Genomic DNA, 20800 nt, shown 5'->3' with positions numbered 1-20800 from the left:
CGACCCCTACCATTGCTCTTGATGGATGAAGCCGACGATGTCGAAACGGATGGAGCGAAAGCCTTCCGCCTGCACGTCTGCGCGATCGACGACTTCGAATACGGCGAGCGTCGCGTCGACCGGGAGGGCATCGGAGACGGCCGGGACGATCCGAGACACGAGCCCGAACTCGCGAGCGATGAGACGGTAGTAAGCCACTGGCGGGCAATCGAGTTGTGCTCCGCCGCTGAAGTCAACCCGCAGGTCGAGGATCTTCGAACCGGGGCGAATCTCGTCACCGGCGCGAACGTAACATTCTACGACCGTTGCGACGTTTGGCGGAAGCCGGATCGCGCGTAGGCGTAAGTCGAGCAGCATTTTCGAACCGCTCTCGGCTGACGGGCGTCTCCCATTATGATAGCAGCGACCTCGGCCGTCGTACATGTCCATTGCTGGAGCCACCCGCCTCGGTCTTTATGGGCGCAGCCTGCGCGGACGAGATTGCAATGCGCGAGACTGCCCTTGTGCTCGGCCCGTTCGCCGCTCCCGGCATGGTGGTCATGCGCTCGGCCTTGAATTGGCTCTGCGAGGACGGCCAGCTTTGCGCGGCCGGCCAACCCGTCGCCTATTGCAATCTCAGCATCCTCACCGCGGCCGATCAGGCCGCAGCGGCGGCGGCGCCGTTCCGGGTCCGCGACTTCTTCGCTGTCCTGGCCCCGCCCCGCGCCGGTCGAGTCCGCCGGGGCGACGGCCACCTGAAGAGCGGGTTGCTCGAACAGCTGCGGTTCCAGGAGTGGCGCGCCTCTGAAGTCATCGGTTTCCTCCTACCTCTTTCAAGCGAGGCCGGTCACGACGCCGAGGCACTCACACTGACGCTCGTCATGGGCGATAGGATGACGGAGCTCGCCGAGGTGCGTACGGGTCTGATGACCGGATGGTACGACGCCACGCGCGTGTGGAGGGTTGAGATGGACGCGCCGCTGACGTCCATCGTCGCGATGGGCAATTGCGAGCATTCGGGCTTGGTGCGCGGCCAGCACCGGGCGAGCGCGGAACTGCTCGGTCAGGTCGGAACACCAGCGCTCGTCACCTGGGTTCAAGACGAGCCTCTTATTCCGTCCGCACGGATCGTCGTCGAGCAGTTCACCCGCACCAACGCGGATCGGGCCGCGATCGCGGATGACCTGTCCCGCGCCTTGGGGGTGGGCCGCGTTCAGCTGGCCCCTCAGGACTGGATCTTCGCGGGTGCGCTCCTGCGCGCCTTGCAGCGTTCCCCCTTAAGTGAGCGGCCGCCGCTCCTGACGCGCTTTGGCGTTCGCCAAGCCCCCCGACCAGATGCCGTGTTGCTCTCACTCGATACCGAGGTTCGCTTCATGGCGCGGCACAAGCGGCTCGGCTACGCATTAAGCCTCTACGACTTCCGCGTACATGAGCTCAGCCCCGCTTTCCGCGACTGGCTGAGGACGGATTTCGAAATTATCCAGAGCAACGTAGACGACGTCATGGAGCACTATGCCGCCCTGCTCCGCGCGGTCGGGCCAGAAACAAGCGTCTTCGTAATCAACAGCGTCTCTCATCGCGTCGGCGACAACATCCTGAGCTACGCGATATTCGATCAGCCGCTTGGGGAAACACTGGCCGCGGTCCGCTCGCGCGAACTCAATTTGATGCTGTCCGACTTGTCGGACAACCACAACCTGCACGTTGTGGACGCCGACATGATCGCGGCGAAGCTAGGAATCCTCGCTCACGCGAGCGACAGCATCCATCACTCCAACCTGCTCCAGAGCGAATTAAGAGCCGAGCTTCTTTATCGGATGGAGGCCGCGGGCGTCCGGGGTGTGCGACGTGCCGACGGCGCGCAGATCAACCGATGCTGAAGAGTGCTGACGCCGAATCAGCCTCGCCGTCGAGTGGCTCGGCCTCCTCCCCACTCAGCACGGCGAGTGTGCCGCTCAATGGGCACCACGCGCCGTCCTCGCACAGGATCGCGCGAAGATAGGCCGCACGCGCGAGCCGCACCTCGAACACGGCCTTGTGAGTCTCAAACTCAACGAGGAGATCGTCTGGCTCCACGTATGCGCCCACTGTCCTATGCCATTCGAGAATGCGGACCTCCTTTGCGTTCTCGATCGAATCCGGAACCAGGAGGTGGTAGATCATAGAAGGCCTCTCGTGCCGCGACCGGCTTCGAAAAGTACGGTCCCGATGGTTTGGCCCGCGCGCTCCCGCGCAGCTGAACTCTCGATTCGGTAATCCGTTCCGAGATCGCGTCCTCCGAGAAGGGACAGCTCCCGATCGACGTCGGCTACGAGGACGCCAGTCCGCTGCGAGAGGCGAAGCGCGAGGAGGTTGAGTGCGCGGATCCGCCGGATCAAGACGGGCTCGCGGCGGTCGGCGAGGGCGAAGATCGTCGAGATCGCGATGACGGCACATCCCATTTCGGACAGGGCCGCGAGTTGTGCGCCGATGATCGCGCCGATGTTGTCGGGAGGAAAATCCTCGCGCAGGTAGCGCATCGGCGAGATGATAACGGCCGCGCCGTCGCTGCCTATTCCATCCGCGGTGTCGCGCAGTCGCAGGTCGACGCGGCAAGGTCGGCCTGACGACGCGGAGAGAAGCGTTCCGAGATGCTGCGCTGCGACTGCCATCACTGGCCGCTCGAAGTCGAGGGCGTAAGCTTCCACGAACCGGATCACGAGGGGTCGATCCTGTCCTGAGGCTCACTCGCGAGCGCGCTGCATTCCGAACGCTCCACCATGGCCTGCCGCTGCGCAGCCTCCGCGAGCGCCGGCAACGTTGGAATCCGCTGCCGCGCGCGACCGCGGTCCTCGGGGCCGATCGAACACCAAAACTCCCGCAGGAGCCGTACCGCGGCAATTGGGTGCGCGCGGTAAAAGACTTCTTCCCACCCGTCGTCTGTCAACGGATCGCGCCAGCCTGACCGGTGGGTCAGATGGTAGGTGCGCGCACCTTCCGCCGGCCTCATCCTGGCCCCGCGCTTACACAGGCGCAGGGCGAGTTCCCGGTGCTCGTTGTTGTCGAGCGACGGATCGAAGCCGCCGGCGTCGAGGAAAGCCCCGCGTGGCACGGAGAAGTTGCTGCCACTTGAAGCAGCCCAGAGCACGTCGCAATCGGGATGGTTGCGCAGGGCGTCCATCTCGAGTTCATAGAGGCGCTTCGGACCGTAGCCCGGATAAATCCCCGGCTGCGCGCGCGCCTCTATAGCGCCGAACTCGCTCAAGACCTGTTCGCGCGTCACCCGAAGACGCGCGAGGGCGACGGGGTCGCTCGGAACCCGGGCCTCCTCGCCGAGACGAGGTTCGCCCGTCTCCGGGTCCTTGAGAAAGCGCGTGCATCGCAGGTGCCATGTCTCGCCTCGTCCGAGCACCATCGCGTCGGCGCGATGAAGCGCGGCATGATGCACTGCGAGCGAGGGGGCAGCCAGGGTGTCGCCGTCAAGAAAGAGCAGGGTGTCGCCGCTCGCCGCTGCCGCTCCGAGGTTCGATGCCGCCGAACGGCCGTGCGGCTGCGCGTGCGTGACCGTTCGAAGCCGCAGTCGCGGCTCGGCTTGCGCGATGACGTTCCGCGAATGATCGGCCGAGCCGTCATCGACAACGATGATTTCCGGCTCACCGTCTTGGTCGACGAGAGACGCGAGCGTCAGCCGCAACCGGTCTGCTTCGTTGCAGGTGCGAATGACGATGCTGATCCTCATGCGCTCGCCTTGCGCGAGAAGCAGCCGAGCACGAACAGGATCTGCACGACCTCTTCAGCGACGAGGCGGCTTCCAGCAGCGTTCAGACAGAACGGGTCCCGTCTCAGCACGGCGGCGCCATGTAGGGCGAGGATCCGGTCCACATCAACCACGGAAATGCCCGTTTCCCGGGACAGGTCGATCAAGCGCAGATTGAAGCGCCGGATCCGCTCGCTCAGGGGTTCTTCCGGTCCCTCATAGCGGTGGACGGTCTCTCCGAACAGGGCCGACGAAAGGTTGTAGATGAGGATCGGGGCTTGCGAGGACCGTCTGATCCGACCGACGATCGCGGCCAGCGCGACCATCGATGTCGCGGGGTCGAGGAGATCCGTCGGCTCACAATGCTCTCTCAGCCACCGCCTCGCGTTAGGCGACAAATTTGGTGCTGGGAAGAACAGGTAGCCCTCCGACCGGTGCCGCACGAGGCGCATCGTGACGTCCGGTTGAATCGACAAGATGAAGGCATCCGCCGGGGTGGTGAACAGCGCAGCGCTGAACTGGCTTCGCGCGTCGTAAGGCTCCGCGAAGCAGTCGTCGTGGAGGGAGTCAGGCCGCCCGGCCGCTACTAGGAGGGCGTCGGATCGCGTCAACGTCTCGTGGACGAGACGTACCCGCCAACTCGGAAAGGCGGGGCGGACGATCTCGTTGATGCCGTTCCATGCGGCGCCGGTGCCATTATAGCCGAATAGAGAATCACGCAGATCGCTGTTACCCTTGAGGACGAGCGTTAGCCTAGGCAAGCACTGACCTCCATGCAAGCATTGTTGCGACCCCAGCTTTGATGGAAGAGCTACTGCACCCGATGGGAGGTGACAATGCCCGTGTCAGACTTTGAAGTCGTGGAACGTACGCGGTCCGAAGATTATAAAACGGTCCCGGAGGCCGCGCTCGTAGAACATCTCGCGCTGCAGGGCGGCGCTGATGGCCAAGCGGGCGACGAGGCGATTCGCGACCGCGCTCGGTCGGCCATCGAGGCAGCGGTGGAGGCGGGCATCCGGTTCGCCGTCACGCCGACAGGTCATCGCCTCTTCGATTCTGTCGCGACCATCAACACGATTCGGAGGCTCGGCCTCGCCGGCGGGAATGACTTCTGGGAGAGGAACTGGGTCGCGACTGAGCGTCTGCGCGTGTGGAACGGGGGTGGCGACGAGTCCCTTGCCGTACCCCCTCCCCGCGAGACGGGGGCGAGGCGCTATCGCGTGAAGCTTCGACGGAGGTTCGACACGACGAGCTTGAAAGCGGGTGACCCGCTCCGCCTGCGCTTGCCGCGGCCGATCGAGAGTGCGTGGTGCCGAGGGATCACTCTGAAAATCGCTGCGCAGGCGGATTCGACCCTTCGGATTATGCAGGATCCCACCCGCGTCGGAGCGCACGGAATCGCGACGGGTGCGCCCTCCGTGGCGCTCGATCTCGTGACGGAGTTCACGTCATTCGCCAGCGACGGTGCGAACGGCGTCGAAGCACTGAGGCCGGACGATCTCAGGCGCTATCTCGAGCATGACGCGGGTGACGCGCAGTACATTCCACGCTTGCGTGAGATAACCAGTCGCATGCAGGTGCGCTTTCCCGAGACGGAGGAGGCAATCCGAGCCCTCTGGGATCTAATCCTCGGCAACTTCGTCTTTGAGAGCGTCGATTACGGCGCGGTGGCGCTAGCTGGGTCGAGCGTCGGGTGGGCGCTCGACCATCGTGCGATGGACTGTAACGTCGGATCCGCCCTATTCGTTGCACTCTGTCGCGCCATGGGTATTCCGGCGCGTATCGTCAGCGGATACCTGCTCTACGATCACTACCCAAGCTATCACTACTGGATCGAAGCTTATGTCCCGCCGGGCCGATGGCGGTCGTATGATCTGATGGCCTGGGAATTGTCGTCGGCAGGCCGCGATGCCGCATGGGCGGACCACTTCTTTGGTTATGCCGATCATCGCATGAGGACGCAGTGCCTCCCCACCCAATTTACGGGGCTCGTCACTGGCCGCCTGATCCCGCCTTGGCAGGTGTTGATGCGCCGGTGCGGCGACAGCGTCGAGACGACCTACCGTGCGGCTACGGAAGACCGCACGTACTATAGCGATCTCGTTTCCTTCAAGCGGATTGACTAAGTTGGCGACGAGGAAGGAATATGACCGGAGCCGCGAGATTTGTGATCCTCCACCGGTTTGGTGGTTCTCTCCCACTTTGCGTGGATCAATGGCTGCTCTCGAAAAGCGACGACGGCGGTCCGGGCGGATACCATGGGTCCAGGCACTGTCAAAACTCGGAGATGAGGGCTTTTGCGGTTGGGTGACGTCCCAGTCTCGCGAGAAGGGGGTACTCATCACGTCGAGCGGGTCCTGAAGGTCGGGGGACGGTCAGTTTTTGATTGAAGGCGCCTCCCGGACAGCTTTCAGGGCTATTCGGCGGACGATCCGAGCCCTCACTCAGGTGGGATCGCCGCCAGAAGCCTCCGGCTCCCCAGGATGTTGAGATCCCGCGTTAGATTGTAGGCAAGGACCTGAAGCGCCAGCTCGGTCGAGACACGCGGCAGGGTCTTGGTCAGGAAATGCGTGGCACCCATCCGCGCTTTGAGCGTGCCGAAGGGATGCTCGACCGTCTCGCGCCGGACCCGCACGGCCAGCGGATCACCGGCCAATCGGCGCTGCACGGTCTCCGGCACGTCCTCGTGCTCCCAACGCCTCACCCGGCGCTCCTTGCCCGTCGTGCAGTCCGCCTTCAGCAGACAGGCCGAGCAAGCATTCATCAAGTAACAATGAAGCGTCAGGCCATTCTCCACCGTGGTGCAGCGATGAGACCGCGTCTCACCCGCCGGACACAGGTAGGCGTAACTTATACCAACCCTCGTTAAGCGGGACTCACGGGGTAGCATCAGCGGCTGAGGGGTGATTCTATCTTCGGTTTTGGAGCCCGAGGAGGATGTCATGGCTGCTCCAGTACCGCTGCGGTCAGACTTTGACGCTGACGGTCTGCGCACCTTTGCCAGGTGCGCCCGTGATCCCGCCCAAACGCGGCGCCTGCTGGCTTTGTCGGCGATCTATGCGGGCGGCTCGCGCTCGGCCGCTGCCGCTCTCGGCGGGGTTGAGCTTCAGACGGTGCGGGACTGGGTCGTGGCATTCAACGCGCACGGTCCGGATGTGCTGATCGGTGGAAAGGCGCCTGGGGCCCGCCCGCGTTTGAAAGTCGAGCAGCGGGAGACGCTGCGCGCGTTGATCGAACAGGGGCCGATGCCGGCCGCCCACGGGGTGGTGCGCTGGCGGCTGGTCGATCTCCAGATCCTGTTCGAGGATTACGGGGTGTCGGTGTCCGAGCAGACGCTGAGCCGGGTCCTGCGAGCCTTGGGCTACCGCAAGCTCTCCGCCCGCCCGCGCCATCACGCCCAGGACCGGGACTGTCAGGAATTTCGTGTGGAGGCGGCCATAGTGGATCCGAAGGAGGTTCCCGATGGCACGACGCAAAGCACCCCACGTCCCTGACGCGATCCTGGACCAGCTCCTGGCCGGGGCCGATCCGAAGACGGCGTTCGAGTCCGACGGCTTACTGGACGCACTGAAGAAGGCCCTGGCCGAGCGTGCGCTCAACGCCGAGATGGACCACCATCTGGCGGGCGAGGAGGCCGGCAACACGCGCAACGGCTATGGTCGCAAGACGGTCACGACCGAGACCGGTCGGATCGAGCTTGCGATCCCGCGTGACCGACAGGCGACATTCGATCCGCAGCTGATCGCTCGCTATCAGCGCCGTTTCCCCGGCTTCGACGACAAATCGTGTCGATGTACGCCCGCGGCATGAGCACCCGGGAGATCGTCGGGCACCTGCGCGAGCTCTACGGGATCGAGGTCTCGCCCGACCTGATCAGCGCAGTGACCGACGCGGTGTTGGAGGAGGTCGCCGCCTGGCAGGCCCGGCCGCTGGAGCGGGTCTATCCGATCGTGTTCTTCGACGCCCTGCGGATCAAGGTGCGCGATGAGGGTGTGGTCCGGAACAAGGCGGTCCATATCGCGCTCGGCGTGCGCGCCGACGGATCCAAGGAGATCCTCGGCCTGTGGCTGGAGCAGAACGAAGGCGCCAAGTTCTGGTTGCGGGTCATGAACGAGCTCAGGAACCGCGGCGTCGAGGACGTGCTCCTGGCCGTGGTCGATGGCCTGAAGGGCTTCCCCGATGCGATCCGGGCGGTGTTCCCCGAGGCGCTGGTCCAGACCTGCATCGTCCACCTCCTGCGCCACAGCCTCGACTTCGTCTCCTACAAGGACCGCAAGCTCGTGGCGGCGGCGCTGAAGGAGATCTACCGTGCGCTCGATGCCGCCGCCGGCGAGACGGCCTTGGCTGCCTTCGAGGCGGGCGAGTGGGGCCGGAAGTATCCGGCCATCGCCCAGAGTTGGCGGCGGGCCTGGGGCGAGGTGGTCCCGTTCTACGCCTTCCCGGGCGAGGTCCGGCGGATCCTGTACACCACGAACGCCATCGAGGCCCTGAACGCCACGCTGCGCCGGGCTGTGCGCGCCCGGGGCCACTTCCCGACCGACGAGGCCGCGCTGAAGCTGCTCTACCTGGTCTTGAACCGCTCCGAGAAGGCGTGGAAGATGGGCCCGCGTGAGTGGGTCATGGCCAAGGCGCAGTTCGCCGTCATCTTCGGCGAGCGCTTCACCCGGGCCATGGCGGCCTGATGTTCAACCCGCCGCTCACACACGGAATTTCCGATAGTCCCGTGAGGGCCGCACCTTGCTCTGTCGCGGGCTTAGAAAACCCTAGGCAAACACGGGCTGACCCTTACCTTGTAGCCTCACTGGCTTCACTCCAGCGGGCAACTCAAAGATACAAGGCAGTCCGTCGAGCGATCCAGCATAGTCAAGCGAGCCTGAGGGCACTCTCGAAGCGCTATGGGATCAACCAGAAGACGGTTGCAAAGTGGAGGCAGCGGACCTCGGTCGCCGACCAGCGCACGGGGCCGAAGGATCCGCGTTCGATGGTGCTGTCACCCGAGGACGAGGCGATCGTTGTCGCCTTTCGCCGTCATACGCTCCTGCCGGTCGATGACTGCCTCTACGCGCTCCAGGCGATAATCCCGCGCCTGACCCGCTCCTCGCTGCATCGTTGCCTGCAGCGCCACGGCATCAGCCGATTGCCGGAGGTCGACAGCGACAAACCCAAGCGCTCGCGCTTCAACGCTTATCCGCTCGGGTACTTCCACATCGATCTGGCTGAGGTCCACACGGCGGAAGGGCGGCTCTACCTGCTCGTCGCCATCGACCACACGACCAAGTTCGCCTTCGTTGAGCTCCATCAGAAGGCGACACGGCGGGTTGCGGGTGACTTCCTCCGCCATCTCATCGAGGCCGTGCCCTACAAGGTGCATACGATGCTCACCGACAACGGCACCCACTTCACAACACCCGGCAACGTTGCCTCGGCCGCCTCCATCATCAAGGAGGCGATCGCGGCCGGCGAGACATTCCGAGCTCACAGCTTCGAGTCCGCCTGCGCCCGCAACGATAGTACGCCTCCGGTGAGGGCCGCGGTCGAGGGCATCGCGCTCTGCGCTGAAGCCTGACCTTAATGCTGGCGTTAAGGTCGGCGGGTCGGGGTGATGCGGGTCGAGCTCCTGGAGAATGCCGAACGGCGGCGGCGCTGGTCGTTCGATGACAAGGCGCGGATCGTCGAAGCCTCGTTTGAGACAGGCGTGTCGGTGTGTTCGGTGGCGCGCCGGCACGGGATCGCCCAAGGCCTGCTGTTCACTTGGCGGCGTCAGGCGCGGGAGGGCCGTTTGGGCGGGGACGCGCAGGCCCCGGTCCTCGTGCCCGTCGCGATCGCCCCAGAGCCGTCACTTCCTGTTCCCGCTGCGCAGTCGGATGATCCGCGTGCTCCAGCGCCGCCGCGCCGGCTTCGTCGCAAGAGCGGCGTCATCGAGATCGATCTCGGCGGCGGTCGGCGTCTCACGGTCGACCGGGACGTCGATGCCGCGGCGCTACGTCGGGTGCTCAATGCCCTGGAGGGCCGATGATCCCGCTGCCGGCCAACGTGCGGGTCTGGTTGGCGACCGGCCACACCGACATGCGCAAGGGCTTTTCCAGCTTGGGGATGATCGTCCAGGAGACGCTGAGGCGCGATCCCCACTCCGGGCACCTGTTCGTGTTCCGCGGCCGGCGCGGCGACCTGATCAAGGTGATCTGGCACGATGGCCAGGGCGCGTGCCTCTACACCAAGCGGCTCGACCGGGGCCGTTTCCTATGGCCGTCCGCGGCCGACGGTGCCGTGACGATCTCGACGGCGCAGCTCGGCTACCTGCTCTCGGGCATCGACTGGCGGATGCCGCAGGAGAGCTGGCGTCCGAGTGCGGTCGGATGAGGATAACGCGTTACAAAGGCTGAGCAATATGCTCTTCTCTCGGGCGTGCCGAACGCGTCCGAGCCCCCGCCGCTTCCCACCGATCTCGCCACCGCCCACGCCATGATCCTGGCCGAGCGGGCAGCGCGGCTCGTGTCCGAGATCGCGGTCGAACGGCTGAAGTTGGAGGTCGCCCGGTTGCGACGGGAGCGCTTCGGGGCCTCCTCGGAACGCAGCGCCCGGATCGACCAGCTCGAACTCGCCCTGGAGGATCTGGAGGAGACGCTGGCCGAGACGGACGCGCAGGCGGCCGCCGAGCCCGAGGCGCATGCCGCCACCACTTCCTCCCGGCGCAAGCCCGCTCGTAGGCCCCTGCCCGAGCATCTGCCGCGCGAGCGCATCGTCCATCCCGGCCCGACGACCTGCGCCTGCTGCGGCGGGGCACGCCTACGCCACCTCGGCGAGGACTTCACCGAGACCCTGGAGCGGATCCCGGCGCGCTGGGTGGTGATCCAGCACGTGCGCGAGCGCTTCTCCTGCGCCGACTGCGAGACCATCACGCAGACCCCGGCTCCGTTCCATCCGATCCCGCGGGGTCGGGCCGGGCCGAACCTCCTGGCCGAGGTGATGATGGCCAAGTTCGGCCTGCATCTGCCGCTGCATCGTCAGAGCCAGCGCTTCGCCCATGAAGGCGTGCCGATCGACGTCTCGACGTTGGCCGGCTGGGTCGGGGCCGTCACCACCGCCCTGTCGCCCCTGGTCGCCCGGATCGAGGCCCATGTCCGGGGAGCCGAGCGCCTCCATCTCGACGATACGCCGGTGCCGGTCCTGGCCAAGGGTAAGACCCGCAGGGCCGGCTCTGGACGGTGGTGCGCGACGACCGCCCCTTCGGTGGACCCGAGCCGCCGGCGGCGGCCTACTTCTACTCTCCCGACCGCTCCGGCGCCCATGCCGAGACCTGGCTCGGGGACTTCCACGGCATCGTGCAGGCGGATGCCTTCTCGGGGTTCGGCCGGCTGTACGAACCCGGCCGCAAGCCGGGTCCGATCCGCGAGGCGGCCTGCTGGGCCCATGCCCGACGCAAGTTCTTCGAGCTGGCCGATCTGAAGAAGGCTCCGATCGCCATCGAGGCGGTAACGCGGATCGATGCGATCTTCGCCATCGAGCGCGCCGCCAATGGTTTTGCCCCCGATGAACGCTGCGCGCACCGCCGCGCCCGCTCGGCTGCTCTCGTCGCCGACCTGGAGACGTGGCTGCGGGAGAACCGCGCCAGGCTCTCGGCCAAAGCGCCCACGGCAGTAGCGATCGATTACCTGCTCAAGCGCTGGATCGCCTTCACCCGGTTCCTCGACGACGGGCGCATCTGCCTTTCGAACAACGCCGCAGAACGCTCAATCCGTCCCATCGCGGTGGGCCGCCGCAACTGGACCTTCGCCGGCTCGGATGCGGGTGGCCATCGCACGGCTGCCCTTTACACCCTGATCGAGACCGCCAAGCTCAATCGCATCGATCCGCAGGCCTGGCTCGCCGATGTGCTCAGGCGTCTGCCCGACCATCCCGCCCGGCGTCTTGACGACCTTCTGCCCTGGAACTGGACCCAGCCTCAGCCCCGGCAGATCGCAGCCTGATGCCCCGTCGGAAGTACAACTGCGGCCTTCACCGTAGGCGTACCAACGATATCGACCATCGCCTGACCAAGCCGTGGCATCCCTGGACGAATGGGCAGGTCGAGCGGATGAACCGCACGATCAAGGACGCGACGGTCAAGCGCTACCACTATGACAGCCACGCGCAGCTCCGCGCCCATCTGCCGACTTCGTCAGCGCCTACAATTTCGGCCGCCGCCTGAAGACCCTGCGTGGCTTCACGCCCTACGAAGCCATCTGCAAAGCATGGTCCGCCGAGCCCGATCGCTTCAGGTCAAACCCGCTCCACCAAATCCCGGGACCAAACATTTTGCGCGTTTCTCACAGCATGACACTCAATTGTATCACCACATCAGAAGATTAAGCGCAAGATATGAAAATATTTCAAATATATTAGTACTTGGAGCAATCTCAAACGAGATTAAATATTTGTAGTGAATATTTGCTGTCCGATATGTCCAATTTCTTGAGTAAGCTGGCGATCGCACCAAATTTTAAAACCGCCCCGAATCGCCCGATCACAAAAATCGTAATCTTCGCTAATATTCGTCCCGGTACTCTCGTCAGGACGGAAACGGAAGACCGGCCGAGCAAGAACTTCGAACACGCTCGTGCGGACGAGCAAAAATCCGGCTGGCATACGGTTCATGAGAAGTAAACCGGCATGTGCGTCCAGTGGCTGATTCGGGCTAATCACACCTAATGCTTGGATTGGAGGAGTCCGTCGCGAATAAGTTGCTCCGACTACGTCTAGATTTTTCTGTAAAAGGCGCTGCAAGCTATCACGGGGAAAAATGATGTCGCTGTCGATGAATAATATAAATTCTGCGCCTATATTACGCGCAAAATCAACTCCCATGTTTCGGGCATCTGCAACAATAGCAGATTTTGCCGATATAAATCCCAGTGGGATATGACCAAGCGTATGGACCATCGTTGCAAGGCACAGAGCAAAATCAGCATGAACTGTTGCTCCAGATGGAATGCAAATTGCTACAGAGGGGGGGCGAGACTGCGCCTGCTGCATCCTATGCTACTCAGTCATTCATAGATGATTCGGATGTCAATATAAAATTTCTCGACACACGAAAACGGGATTTCTTAAGCGTAATGATAGTTAACGGCTCGTGTATAAGTGGCTTTATAGATAAGCGTTGAAAACAAAAAAGCAGACTATTGCTTTTTAGAAGCTCCAATCTAAAGGGGCTGGCCGACGAGCATCCTCGGTCAGCCCCATTCTTCTGCGAACACTATAAGCCGACTGCCCGGGACAGACGCGTATCAACGCTGCGTAGCGCTGACACGATGGCTTGACCCTGTCGAGCTTGAATGCCGGCGACTGCAGGCTCGTCCGCTCGCAGTAGCGCGATAGCTTTACGTACCGCAACGACTGCGACTCTGACGGCCGCGCGAGCTTCAGTGACCGTTCGAGCTGCCCGGACCTGACGCGCCGCCTGACGAATGACTGCAGGGAGGTTGCGGAAGGCCGGCGGGAGCTGCCGCACCTGTAGGTCTAATGTGTCAGCAAAACTCTCTAGAGAAGAGCCAACACAGGACGTGTACCCACTCAAACCGCTATTTCGGTCACACGTTGCAACCTTCGCTTCAAGCGTCGCCGTTGCGCCTTCGATAGCCGACAGCGTTTTCCGGCCGGACTCGACGGTGCTGCTCCCCTCTCCTGTCCCGAGCGTCGGCCCACCGGAGTTAGCTTGGCCGGTACCCAGCGTTGGACCGCCGCCACCCAGCGTGATATCGCCCTGGATGCCGACGAGATTGATCACGTCGCCGAGCAGCAGGCTCGGCGCTGTAAAGTTGGGCAGCAGTCCCTGGATGATCGGTGTGACCGCCGGACTGCGCAGAAGACCTGCCAGTACAGGTTGCGAAGCAGCGCTGAAAGGTTGCGGAGTGGCAACAGGCATCGACGCGATGGACGACGGCACAACCGGCGCCGGCTGCACAACAACAGGCGTCGGATCCTGCATCGTGACAAGCGTCGGCGGCAGCATCGCGACAGGCGGCTCCGGCGTGACAGGCGTCGGCGGCTGCGGCGGGATAGGTGTCGGCGGCTGCGGCGGGATAGGTGTCGGCGGCTGCGGCGTGACAGGCGTTGGCGGCGTCGGCGTCACCGCAGTGACCGTCAGCGTACCAGCCTGATTATTCAACGTCACCGCCGTTGCCGAACCTTGGACTGATGTAATTGGCCCCGTGCCAGACACTCGATACTGGATCCCCCCCGGGCTGGTATAAGAGGAGATCGGTGTGATCGCGTAAGTTCCAGCCGGGCTCCCAGTAGTAGCTGACGACGTCAAGAGGTTAGCCGCCGTCGCAGTGTTCGTTGAGGTATCAAACACGTATACGCCGGGCCCGCCGTAGACAGTTCCGCCGAACGGAGAATTCGGCTGTCCTGCTGGCCGGCTGACATCATTCGCAGCAACGTAGATTACACGATTGATGCTGTAGAGCTGCGGATAAGAGGTATTGGACTCCGGGGGCGACCAAGTGGTGCGAAAATCCCAGCCCTGCGCACTAGCGCGTGGCACGAAATAGGTGGGGTCTTGAAATTGCGCGGTTGTCAGCCCAGTCGCGCCTGTGAGATTACTGACGTTTCCGGCTGCTTGGGATTGACCAGTAGCTTGGGTGTCCCAAAAAGACGCCTGAATCGTGCCAATGTTATATCCAATCAGACCACCGGTTGTGCCACTCGTGCCAGCTGTAACGCCTGTAACAGCGCCGGTCGCATAAGCCTGTGTGACTGTGGCGACGCCGCTTCCGGATGCCCCATTATACCCGATCAGACCGCCTGTTCCCGCGAAACTGCTGCTCCCGCCTGTAACGGCGCCAGACGCATAAGCTTGAGTGATTGCGCCGTCATTCTCTCCGATCAGACCTCCGGTATAACTATTAAAAGTACCGCTGCCTTGAACGATGCCAGTAGCGTAGGCCAGTGTAGCTGTCCCGAGATTGAAACCAATTAAGCCGCCTGTATAACCGTAATTACCACCACCAATAATATTGCCCGTCGCATATGATTGTGTAACCGAGGAGTCGTTGTATCCAATCAAGCCACCAGTGTAGTTGTAATTGAAGCTACTACTGCTGCTGCTGATGGAACCGCTTGTAACATTGCCGGTGGAATAAGCCTGCGCTACGGTGCCGCCGTTATATCCCACCAGGCCGCCCGTAAAATTGGCGCTGCCGCCACCGCCATTGATATTGCCGCCGATAACCGCAACGGTTGTATTAGACTGCCTGACGGCGCCGGCATTGTACCCAATAAGTCCGCCCGTATAGTTGCCTTCGCCGCTGCCCCCATTAACGGTCCCGCTTACGCTCGTCCTGGATATTGCCGCGGCAGGGTTTGGCGAGCCGGAAACGATTTCAAAATATCCAACTAAGCCGCCCGTATAGGAATTTGTGGACCCGTCGTTAAGCGAATTCGTTATCCTCGCGTTCGATAGGTTTAGGTCCTGGATCGTAGCATTTGCTGTGTAGCCGAGCAGGCCGACATACGGGTTGGCAGAGTTGATCGTTAGCCGGTCAATGCTGTACCCTTGTCCATCAAGGCGACCGCTGAAGCTCGCCGCAAACGAAGAGCCTGATCCGCTTGACCCCGGCCCGGAACCGATGGGCACGAAACCGGCGCCGCTATTCCAGTTCGCTGTTCCAGAGGCGTCGATATTGTTCGCCAACTGATAGTAGTTCCCGTTCGAAAATCCTGCTCCGCTTGTGCTACCCGATGAACCGAACGATCCAATACCCTGAAGGCCGTAGACGTCCACCAAACGGTAAGGACTAGTCGCAGTTCCGAGCCCCCCTGCAACACGCAGGAACGAGCCGCCGTCGATGCGGAAGTCGCCCGCGCTGAACGCGGGCAGCGTCGCGCTATTTTGTACCCAGTTGCCGCTGTTCAGTGTGAAGCGCGCCACCGCCACGGTATCGAGCGCGGTGATCGTGCCACCTGAAACTAGCGTTAGGCCGCCGGCTTGTGCGGTTACCGAACTGTTGAGCGCGATGTTGCTGGCCGCATTCAGTGTCAGCGTGGAACCGGACAACCAGTTTAGCGGCGAGTTGACTGCCAAGGTGATCGTGCCAGCCTGAGACCCCGAACTGCTGGTCGAAACGGTCACGTTGGCCGTGCCCAGTGCAGTCAGAAGCACCCCGCGATCGACGACTGAGTCGTTGCCAGTCGCTGTGAAGCCTGCGCTGGCGCTCGAGTTTGACCCGGAGTTGTCGCGGATCGTGACGTTGTATGGGTCCAGCAGCAGCGTCCCCATCGCGCCATGCGCGGCGGTCAGCACCGTCGTACCGGCGTAGTCTAGAACGCCGTGGCTGGAGACTTCCGCTTGACCACCATTGCCGCTCTGAGATCCGCCCGTCGCGCGGATCGTCCCGGCAAAGCGAGTCATCTGGTCTGACCAGATTACCACATTGCCACCGTCGCCGGTTTGACCTGCGTTCGCGCTGATGGTGGTCGCCGCATCCACCGTCGTGGTGCTCGCCCGCTGCAGAGCACCGCCGCCCTTATAGTCTCCCCCAACCCGAATTGTGCCGCCACCTGCCGTTCCGTTGGCCAGCAACGTCGCGCCCGTCAGCCGGACGTCGTTGCCCGTCACGGTGATGGTGCCGCCGCGGGTTGGCTGGGCCGCATGCCGCGTGCTGGAGCCCTGATGACCGCTCGACGCCCGAGTAGAGGTGTCCAGGCGACCGGTGATCGTCACCCCTCCCCCATCACCGCCACCGAGCACGATCGCACCGTTTCGGCCGCTGACGCTTCGGGCCTCGACTATCCCCGAAAGGTTGATCGCGTTGCGGGCAGCATCACGGGCGGTAGCCGCCTGCATCACCACGGTGCCGCCAGCTGCCTTGATCTTTCCGCTGTTCTGGATGAGCGCCGTCGATGAGCCGTCTGGGCGCGACGGCACTGCCACCTGCATGAAGCCGTCGCCTGAGAGGTCCAGCGTGACCTGCTCACCGGCGCCTAACCCAACTTTGCCCATGGGCACATTGATCAGACCGGAATTCTCTACACGGCCGCCGAGTAGCGCTGCATAACCTCCTCTGGCGACTGTGATGCTGCCGGCGTTCGTCACCGACGCAGACTGACCTGTTCCACGGAACACTCGATTGCCGGCCTTGAAGTCCTGGTCGGAGATATCCAGCGATGACGCTACAAAGGCCCCTGCCTGAACCGTGCCGCTTGAAGTGATTGCAATACCATTCGGGTTAACAAGGTAAACTTGGCCATTAGCGGTGAGCTGACCCGCAATCGTTGAGGGTGTCGAACTGGTTACGCGATTGAGAATTGCCGCCGACGCAGATGGCTGATTGATAGTGACCTGGCTGCCGTTACCGATCGAAAAACCTTGCCAATTTACGATAGCGGTCGAGGTATTTTGCTGAATCGTCATCTGATTCGCGGAAGGCGTGCTAATACCGACCGTACCGTAGACAGTGCTTGCGCCATGCGGAAGCTCACCAGCAATCGCGCTGAGCGGGCTCGTCAAAGCCGTGCCGGTCAGGAGGGCCTGGATCAGGGGCTTCAGATTCGGGTTCATCGACGATCTCGTGAGACGCAAATTGATTAGCTGAGCGGCAATCAGAAGCGAACGGCGCCAACGACTGTGAAACGATTGGCGTCAGGTAGTGTATCGTCTCGAAAGCGACGACCAAATTCGAGGGTCAGTGAGGTTTGAGTGCCGCCAGGCTCGGGTATTGTCAACATGCGCACTCCTAGTCCTAGAGCAGAGACATACAAGCGAGCGCGTTCGAGCGTTGTAGGTCTTTCCAGATATAAGGCCCCAGTTGCGCCGAATATGTATGGAGCAATCGAAAGCGGAAGACCTTGCGGCGCCATGCTGAATGGTGCGGAAAGCTCGGTTCGCACCACCCAACCGCTGTCGCCACCAAGGCTGCCGGCATCGAAGGTTGAAAGTTCCTGAAACGAAGCGAAACCGATCTGCTCGCTGCGAACGAGGGCTTGGCCAAATGATGTTTGCCCTCGCGCGTAGACTCCCAAGACGAATGTATCCGAGAGCGGTTGTGAGTAGCTGACGAGTGCATCAAATTTCTGGAACTGCGCGTCGGCGCCGATGCGAGACAGCGGCAGTATTGGAGTCGCGTCGGCCGCACTACGCGCGCCCAGGCCGTCCACGCCGAGCGATAGCGCGCCTGTGGCGACGAGCAGACCGCCGTTGTCGAAGCGCATGTCGCCAATGCCGCTGAGCCGGAACACTCGAACTCGGTCGAGACTCAAAGGTGCGATCGTCGAGGGCAACACAAATCCGAGCGCCTCGCGTGTGGCGTCGAAGTCAAGCTCGGTGGAGAAGTTCGCAGCGCGACTGCGCAGCCATGGATAGCGCAAACGAAAGGAGTAGCGCTCGAAATCACTTATGGTTTGAATGCCGCTGTTCAATCGTGGTGATGTTTGGCTTTTAGTAGCCTCAAAATTGAAGGTCATCCCGTCCGTGCCGAGAGGAAGGATAAAGCCACCGGCGAAAGTCCGCAGGCGCGGATCGTCGCTGAACAACCCGCCGATCCCGCGCGCATCGCTCTGTCCGGGGTAACCAAAGCTACGAAAGTAGATGGATTCCCCGTATCCCAGTAGAGTATTGAGGTCGAAGCCGCCGCCGATCGAAAATCCGCCGAGGGGGCGGCCGATCGTGTTGTCGCCGCTGAAAAAGCCTGTGATGGGCTTGTACAGTGCTTCGATGATGAGGGTCGTAGCACCTTGCGCAGTGCTAGCGGCCAAGGTTGAGCGAAGTCCTACGCCGGGCGTGTCGCCGGCAAGGAGGAGGCGACGTTCGATTTCACCGAGTTGTAGATCGTGGCGCCCGATCAGCGGCTCGAGGAGGGCAGAAACGCGACTACGAACAGGATCAGGAACGTTGCGATAATCGAGCTTATCGATGTAGCCATTGACGACGACCAGCCGCAGCCGACCCCCATTGTTGAGCTGCTGTGCGGGTAGAACGACACGGGTAAGCACGGCTCCCGAGGCAATCAGCGCTGCCTCCAAATCGCGTGCGGCAGCGAAGATTTCGGAGGCGGGTAGTTGGCGTCCGACAAGCCGCGATCGGAGAGCCTGGATGGGGCCATCGAAGCCAGCGGGCGCATTCTCAAGGTCGACGCCGGATAAGCGCACACTTAGGCGATCGGCCCCTGCCGGCGCGGCCAAACCAGGCTGCCCAGAAAACGCGAGAGTATTGCCGGATCGGATTTGCGGAGGGCTAAAACTTGGTGGAGTAATCTGGCTTGCCGTCTGAGCTTTCGCATAGCCAATGCTAGCACAAAGAACAGCCGCGCCTAAAAATGCCGGGCGCGCATGATGCGCGTTTCGCACAATCTCATTGAATCGGGTTAGGAAGTGATCGCGCATTGTACGGAGCTCAGAGTTTTTATCGGGTTCTTCAAGCAACCAATAGTGCTGTGATCATTAATACACGTAGATCTATATGTTATACGATCAATTTATAAAAATTCACCGACGCACTGGCGTGAGCGTTCTTTCCTATGATCCAATTCATTGTCGACTAATACCATTTTCCAACGAGCCTGCGTATAGACGATTTTCTGATCGGTCATTTTTGTACAGTATATTCGACGTATGTTAAGTCAGTTTTCGGACGCAAAAAGCCGAAGTAGCAAGGTCGTGTCTAATCGGCCACATCTACTGGGCCCTTAACAGACTCTGGCGAGCTGCGTTCACGCTGGGGCATGCCACGGAAGGGGGTGTGATTCCCCCGGGAGTTTGGAAGCTTTTAGGGCTACTAGTGGTTGAGCCCTAACGGTTGAGTCCGTGTGGGGTTTCGGTTTGAGGCCCACCCTGCGAGTCTAGCGGGATGCGCAGTGGTATATCTTTCACGCTCTCAACCTCGGATCGCCTTCGGCTCGAAGCACTCGTTGCGGATCGAAACACGTCGCAGAAGCACGTCTGGCGCGCCCGCATCGCGCTGCTGAGTGCCAATGGACTCGGGACGCACGCGATCATGCGTGAGGCAGGCGTGTCCAAGACGGTGGTCTGGCGCTGGCAGGACCGCTTCGCGCAGGAGGGCGTCGACGGACTCCTTCGGGACAAGACGCGGCCGGCGCGCATCCCGCCGCTGGGGCCGGAGGTGGCGGCGCGCGTAGTGGCTCTGACGCAAGGAGATCCGCCCGGCGAGACCACGCATTGGACGGCCGCCGCCATGAGCAAGGCCGCGGCCATCAGCGTCTCGTCGGTGCAGCGGATCTGGCGGGGCCACGGCCTACAGCCGCATCGGGTCCGGCAGTTCAAGCTCTCCACCGACCCAGCCTTCGCCGCCAAATTGCGCGACGTCGTCGGGCTCTACGTCGATCCGCCCGCTCATGCCGTCGTCCTCTCGGTCGACGAGAAGAGCCAGATCCAGGCGCTCGCCCGCACGCCGGCCCCGTTGCCGATGAAGCCGGGCTACCCGACGACGCGCACCCACGACTACAAGCGCCACGGGACGACGACCCTGTTTGCCGCTCTGGACGTGCTGGAGGGCAAGGTGATCGGCCGCTGCATGCAGCGCCACCGACATCAGGAGTTCATCCGCTTCCTCAACGCGGTCGAAGCGGCGGTTCCGGAGGGCAAGATCGTCCACGCGATCCTGGACAACTATGCCGTCCACAAGCACCCGAAGGTCCGTGCTTGGCTCGGCCGCCACCCGCGCTGGACCTTCCACTTCACCCCGACCTCAGCCTCGTGGCTCAATGCCGTCGAGGGCTTCTTCGCCAAGCTCGCAAAACGCCGGCTCCGACGCGGCGTGTTCGGATCGCTGATCGAGGTGCAGGCCGCCATCAAACGCTTCATCGCCGAGAGCAACGGCGACCCGAAGCCCTTCGTCTGGACCGCCGACCCGGATCGCATCATCCAGGCCGCGAAGCGCGGGCACCAAGTGTTAGACTCGCACCACTAGTGGAGTGAGTTAGAGGTTCCCTTGCGGTTTTGGGGGTCGAGAGCCATCTGCCGGACGTCCGCGAGGAGGTTTCTGCGATGGCCCGTGGTCCCAAGCCGGCCGAGTTTGATCTGACCGAAGATGAGCGCGCGCGGCTGGAAGGCCTGGTCCGCCGCCGCAAGATCGGTCAGGCGCTGGCCCAG

At 62.6% G+C, this 20800-nt stretch carries 15 protein-coding genes and 5 pseudogenes; 11 read left to right on the top strand and 9 right to left on the bottom strand.

What is annotated here, in order from left to right:
* Positions 1–6: 6 nt before the first annotated feature.
* The gene (locus AC0IY0_RS27275; protein WP_471766232.1) at positions 7–357 is read right to left on the bottom strand and encodes a hypothetical protein; all 351 of its coding nucleotides are present in this window, start codon (positions 355–357) and stop codon (positions 7–9) included.
* Between the two features lie 128 nt (positions 358–485).
* Here AC0IY0_RS27275 and AC0IY0_RS27270 point away from each other — a divergent pair, with 128 nt between their 5' ends.
* Positions 486–1859 (top strand): hypothetical protein, encoded by a 1374-nt coding sequence (locus AC0IY0_RS27270; protein ID WP_471766231.1) that lies wholly within the window; start codon positions 486–488, stop codon positions 1857–1859.
* On the opposite strand, the gene AC0IY0_RS27265 is transcribed toward AC0IY0_RS27270, so the two are convergent.
* From AC0IY0_RS27265 to AC0IY0_RS27250, 4 genes are read right to left on the bottom strand one after another with little or no spacing between them, the layout of a single operon-like run.
* On the bottom strand, positions 1846–2142 hold the full coding sequence (locus AC0IY0_RS27265; RefSeq protein ID WP_471766230.1) for a lipoyl domain-containing protein: 297 nt from the start codon (positions 2140–2142) through the stop codon (positions 1846–1848). The two genes, AC0IY0_RS27270 and AC0IY0_RS27265, sit on opposite strands and share 14 nt — an antisense overlap.
* Positions 2139–2678, bottom strand: coding sequence for a hypothetical protein (locus AC0IY0_RS27260; RefSeq protein WP_471766229.1), 540 nt, complete (start codon positions 2676–2678; stop codon positions 2139–2141). The genes AC0IY0_RS27265 and AC0IY0_RS27260 overlap by 4 nt, the downstream gene beginning before the upstream one ends.
* Complete coding sequence (locus AC0IY0_RS27255; protein WP_471766228.1) at positions 2675–3697, bottom strand: glycosyltransferase family 2 protein; 1023 nt, start codon at positions 3695–3697, stop codon at positions 2675–2677. Before AC0IY0_RS27255 ends, AC0IY0_RS27260 begins: the two co-directional genes overlap by 4 nt.
* Positions 3694–4476, bottom strand: coding sequence for a hypothetical protein (locus AC0IY0_RS27250; protein ID WP_471766227.1), 783 nt, complete (start codon positions 4474–4476; stop codon positions 3694–3696). The genes AC0IY0_RS27255 and AC0IY0_RS27250 overlap by 4 nt, the downstream gene beginning before the upstream one ends.
* 75 nt (positions 4477–4551) lie before the next feature.
* On the opposite strand from AC0IY0_RS27250, the gene AC0IY0_RS27245 reads away from it, so the two are divergent.
* A complete protein-coding gene (locus tag AC0IY0_RS27245) occupies positions 4552–5841 on the top strand; it encodes a transglutaminase-like domain-containing protein (protein ID WP_471766226.1) in 1290 nt (429 codons plus the stop codon).
* Between the two features lie 314 nt (positions 5842–6155).
* On the opposite strand, the pseudogene AC0IY0_RS27240 reads toward AC0IY0_RS27245, so the two are convergent.
* Positions 6156–6557: pseudogene (locus AC0IY0_RS27240) on the bottom strand (transposase); the annotation flags it as partial.
* 61 nt (positions 6558–6618) lie between these two features.
* Here AC0IY0_RS27240 and AC0IY0_RS27235 point away from each other — a divergent pair.
* The 8 genes and pseudogenes from AC0IY0_RS27235 to AC0IY0_RS27200 form a co-directional block, all read left to right on the top strand.
* Positions 6619–7209, top strand: coding sequence for a helix-turn-helix domain-containing protein (locus AC0IY0_RS27235; RefSeq protein WP_471766225.1), 591 nt, complete (start codon positions 6619–6621; stop codon positions 7207–7209).
* A pseudogene (locus AC0IY0_RS27230) lies at positions 7178–8397 on the top strand (IS256 family transposase). The gene AC0IY0_RS27235 and the pseudogene AC0IY0_RS27230 overlap by 32 nt, the downstream one beginning before the upstream one ends.
* A gap of 119 nt (positions 8398–8516) precedes the next feature.
* Positions 8517–9119 (top strand): annotated as a pseudogene (locus tag AC0IY0_RS27225) (DDE-type integrase/transposase/recombinase); the annotation flags it as partial.
* A gap of 198 nt (positions 9120–9317) precedes the next feature.
* Entirely contained in the window at positions 9318–9731 is a 414-nt protein-coding gene (gene tnpA, locus AC0IY0_RS27220; protein ID WP_471766224.1) for an IS66-like element accessory protein TnpA, read from the top strand.
* Complete coding sequence (gene tnpB, locus AC0IY0_RS27215) at positions 9728–10075, top strand: IS66 family insertion sequence element accessory protein TnpB (protein ID WP_147941977.1); 348 nt, start codon at positions 9728–9730, stop codon at positions 10073–10075. The genes tnpA and tnpB overlap by 4 nt, the downstream gene beginning before the upstream one ends.
* A 102-nt stretch (positions 10076–10177) precedes the next feature.
* Positions 10178–11541, top strand: a pseudogene (tnpC, locus tag AC0IY0_RS27210) (IS66 family transposase); the annotation flags it as partial.
* Complete coding sequence (locus AC0IY0_RS27205; RefSeq protein WP_471766241.1) at positions 11533–11682, top strand: transposase domain-containing protein; 150 nt, start codon at positions 11533–11535, stop codon at positions 11680–11682. The pseudogene tnpC and the gene AC0IY0_RS27205, both read left to right, overlap by 9 nt.
* A 44-nt stretch (positions 11683–11726) precedes the next feature.
* Positions 11727–12064, top strand: a pseudogene (locus AC0IY0_RS27200) (integrase core domain-containing protein); the annotation flags it as partial.
* Between the two features lie 57 nt (positions 12065–12121).
* On the opposite strand, the gene AC0IY0_RS27195 reads toward AC0IY0_RS27200, so the two are convergent.
* The 3 genes from AC0IY0_RS27195 to AC0IY0_RS27185 all read right to left on the bottom strand — a co-directional run bounded on the left by AC0IY0_RS27195 (position 12122) and on the right by AC0IY0_RS27185 (position 19114).
* Positions 12122–12727 (bottom strand): glycosyltransferase family 2 protein, encoded by a 606-nt coding sequence (locus AC0IY0_RS27195; protein ID WP_471766223.1) that lies wholly within the window; start codon positions 12725–12727, stop codon positions 12122–12124.
* Between the two features lie 223 nt (positions 12728–12950).
* Positions 12951–17255, bottom strand: coding sequence for a two-partner secretion domain-containing protein (locus AC0IY0_RS27190; protein WP_471766222.1), 4305 nt, complete (start codon positions 17253–17255; stop codon positions 12951–12953).
* Positions 17256–17296: 41 nt separating this feature from the next.
* A complete protein-coding gene (locus AC0IY0_RS27185; protein ID WP_471766221.1) occupies positions 17297–19114 on the bottom strand; it encodes a ShlB/FhaC/HecB family hemolysin secretion/activation protein in 1818 nt (605 codons plus the stop codon).
* Between the two features lie 424 nt (positions 19115–19538).
* On the opposite strand from AC0IY0_RS27185, the gene AC0IY0_RS27180 reads away from it, so the two are divergent.
* A complete protein-coding gene (locus AC0IY0_RS27180) occupies positions 19539–20618 on the top strand; it encodes an IS630 family transposase (protein ID WP_471766220.1) in 1080 nt (359 codons plus the stop codon).
* Positions 20619–20800: the final 182 nt, after the last annotated feature.

This window comes from Methylobacterium sp. AC315, from assembly GCF_979253755.1.
The sequence above is the reverse complement of the archived record's forward strand: the minus strand, read 5'-3'. Positions and strand labels throughout refer to the sequence as shown.

Coding starts and splice junctions, on each gene's coding strand:
- AC0IY0_RS27275 (WP_471766232.1), bottom strand. CDS start 357: ATGCTGCTCGACTTACGCCTACGCGCGATCCGGCTTCCGCCAAACGTC.
- AC0IY0_RS27270 (WP_471766231.1), top strand. CDS start 486: ATGCGCGAGACTGCCCTTGTGCTCGGCCCGTTCGCCGCTCCCGGCATG.
- AC0IY0_RS27265 (WP_471766230.1), bottom strand. CDS start 2,142: ATGATCTACCACCTCCTGGTTCCGGATTCGATCGAGAACGCAAAGGAG.
- AC0IY0_RS27255 (WP_471766228.1), bottom strand. CDS start 3,697: ATGAGGATCAGCATCGTCATTCGCACCTGCAACGAAGCAGACCGGTTG.
- AC0IY0_RS27245 (WP_471766226.1), top strand. CDS start 4,552: ATGCCCGTGTCAGACTTTGAAGTCGTGGAACGTACGCGGTCCGAAGAT.
- tnpA (WP_471766224.1), top strand. CDS start 9,318: ATGCGGGTCGAGCTCCTGGAGAATGCCGAACGGCGGCGGCGCTGGTCG.
- tnpB (WP_147941977.1), top strand. CDS start 9,728: ATGATCCCGCTGCCGGCCAACGTGCGGGTCTGGTTGGCGACCGGCCAC.
- AC0IY0_RS27195 (WP_471766223.1), bottom strand. CDS start 12,727: ATGCAGCAGGCGCAGTCTCGCCCCCCCTCTGTAGCAATTTGCATTCCA.
- AC0IY0_RS27190 (WP_471766222.1), bottom strand. CDS start 17,255: ATGAACCCGAATCTGAAGCCCCTGATCCAGGCCCTCCTGACCGGCACG.
- AC0IY0_RS27180 (WP_471766220.1), top strand. CDS start 19,539: ATGCGCAGTGGTATATCTTTCACGCTCTCAACCTCGGATCGCCTTCGG.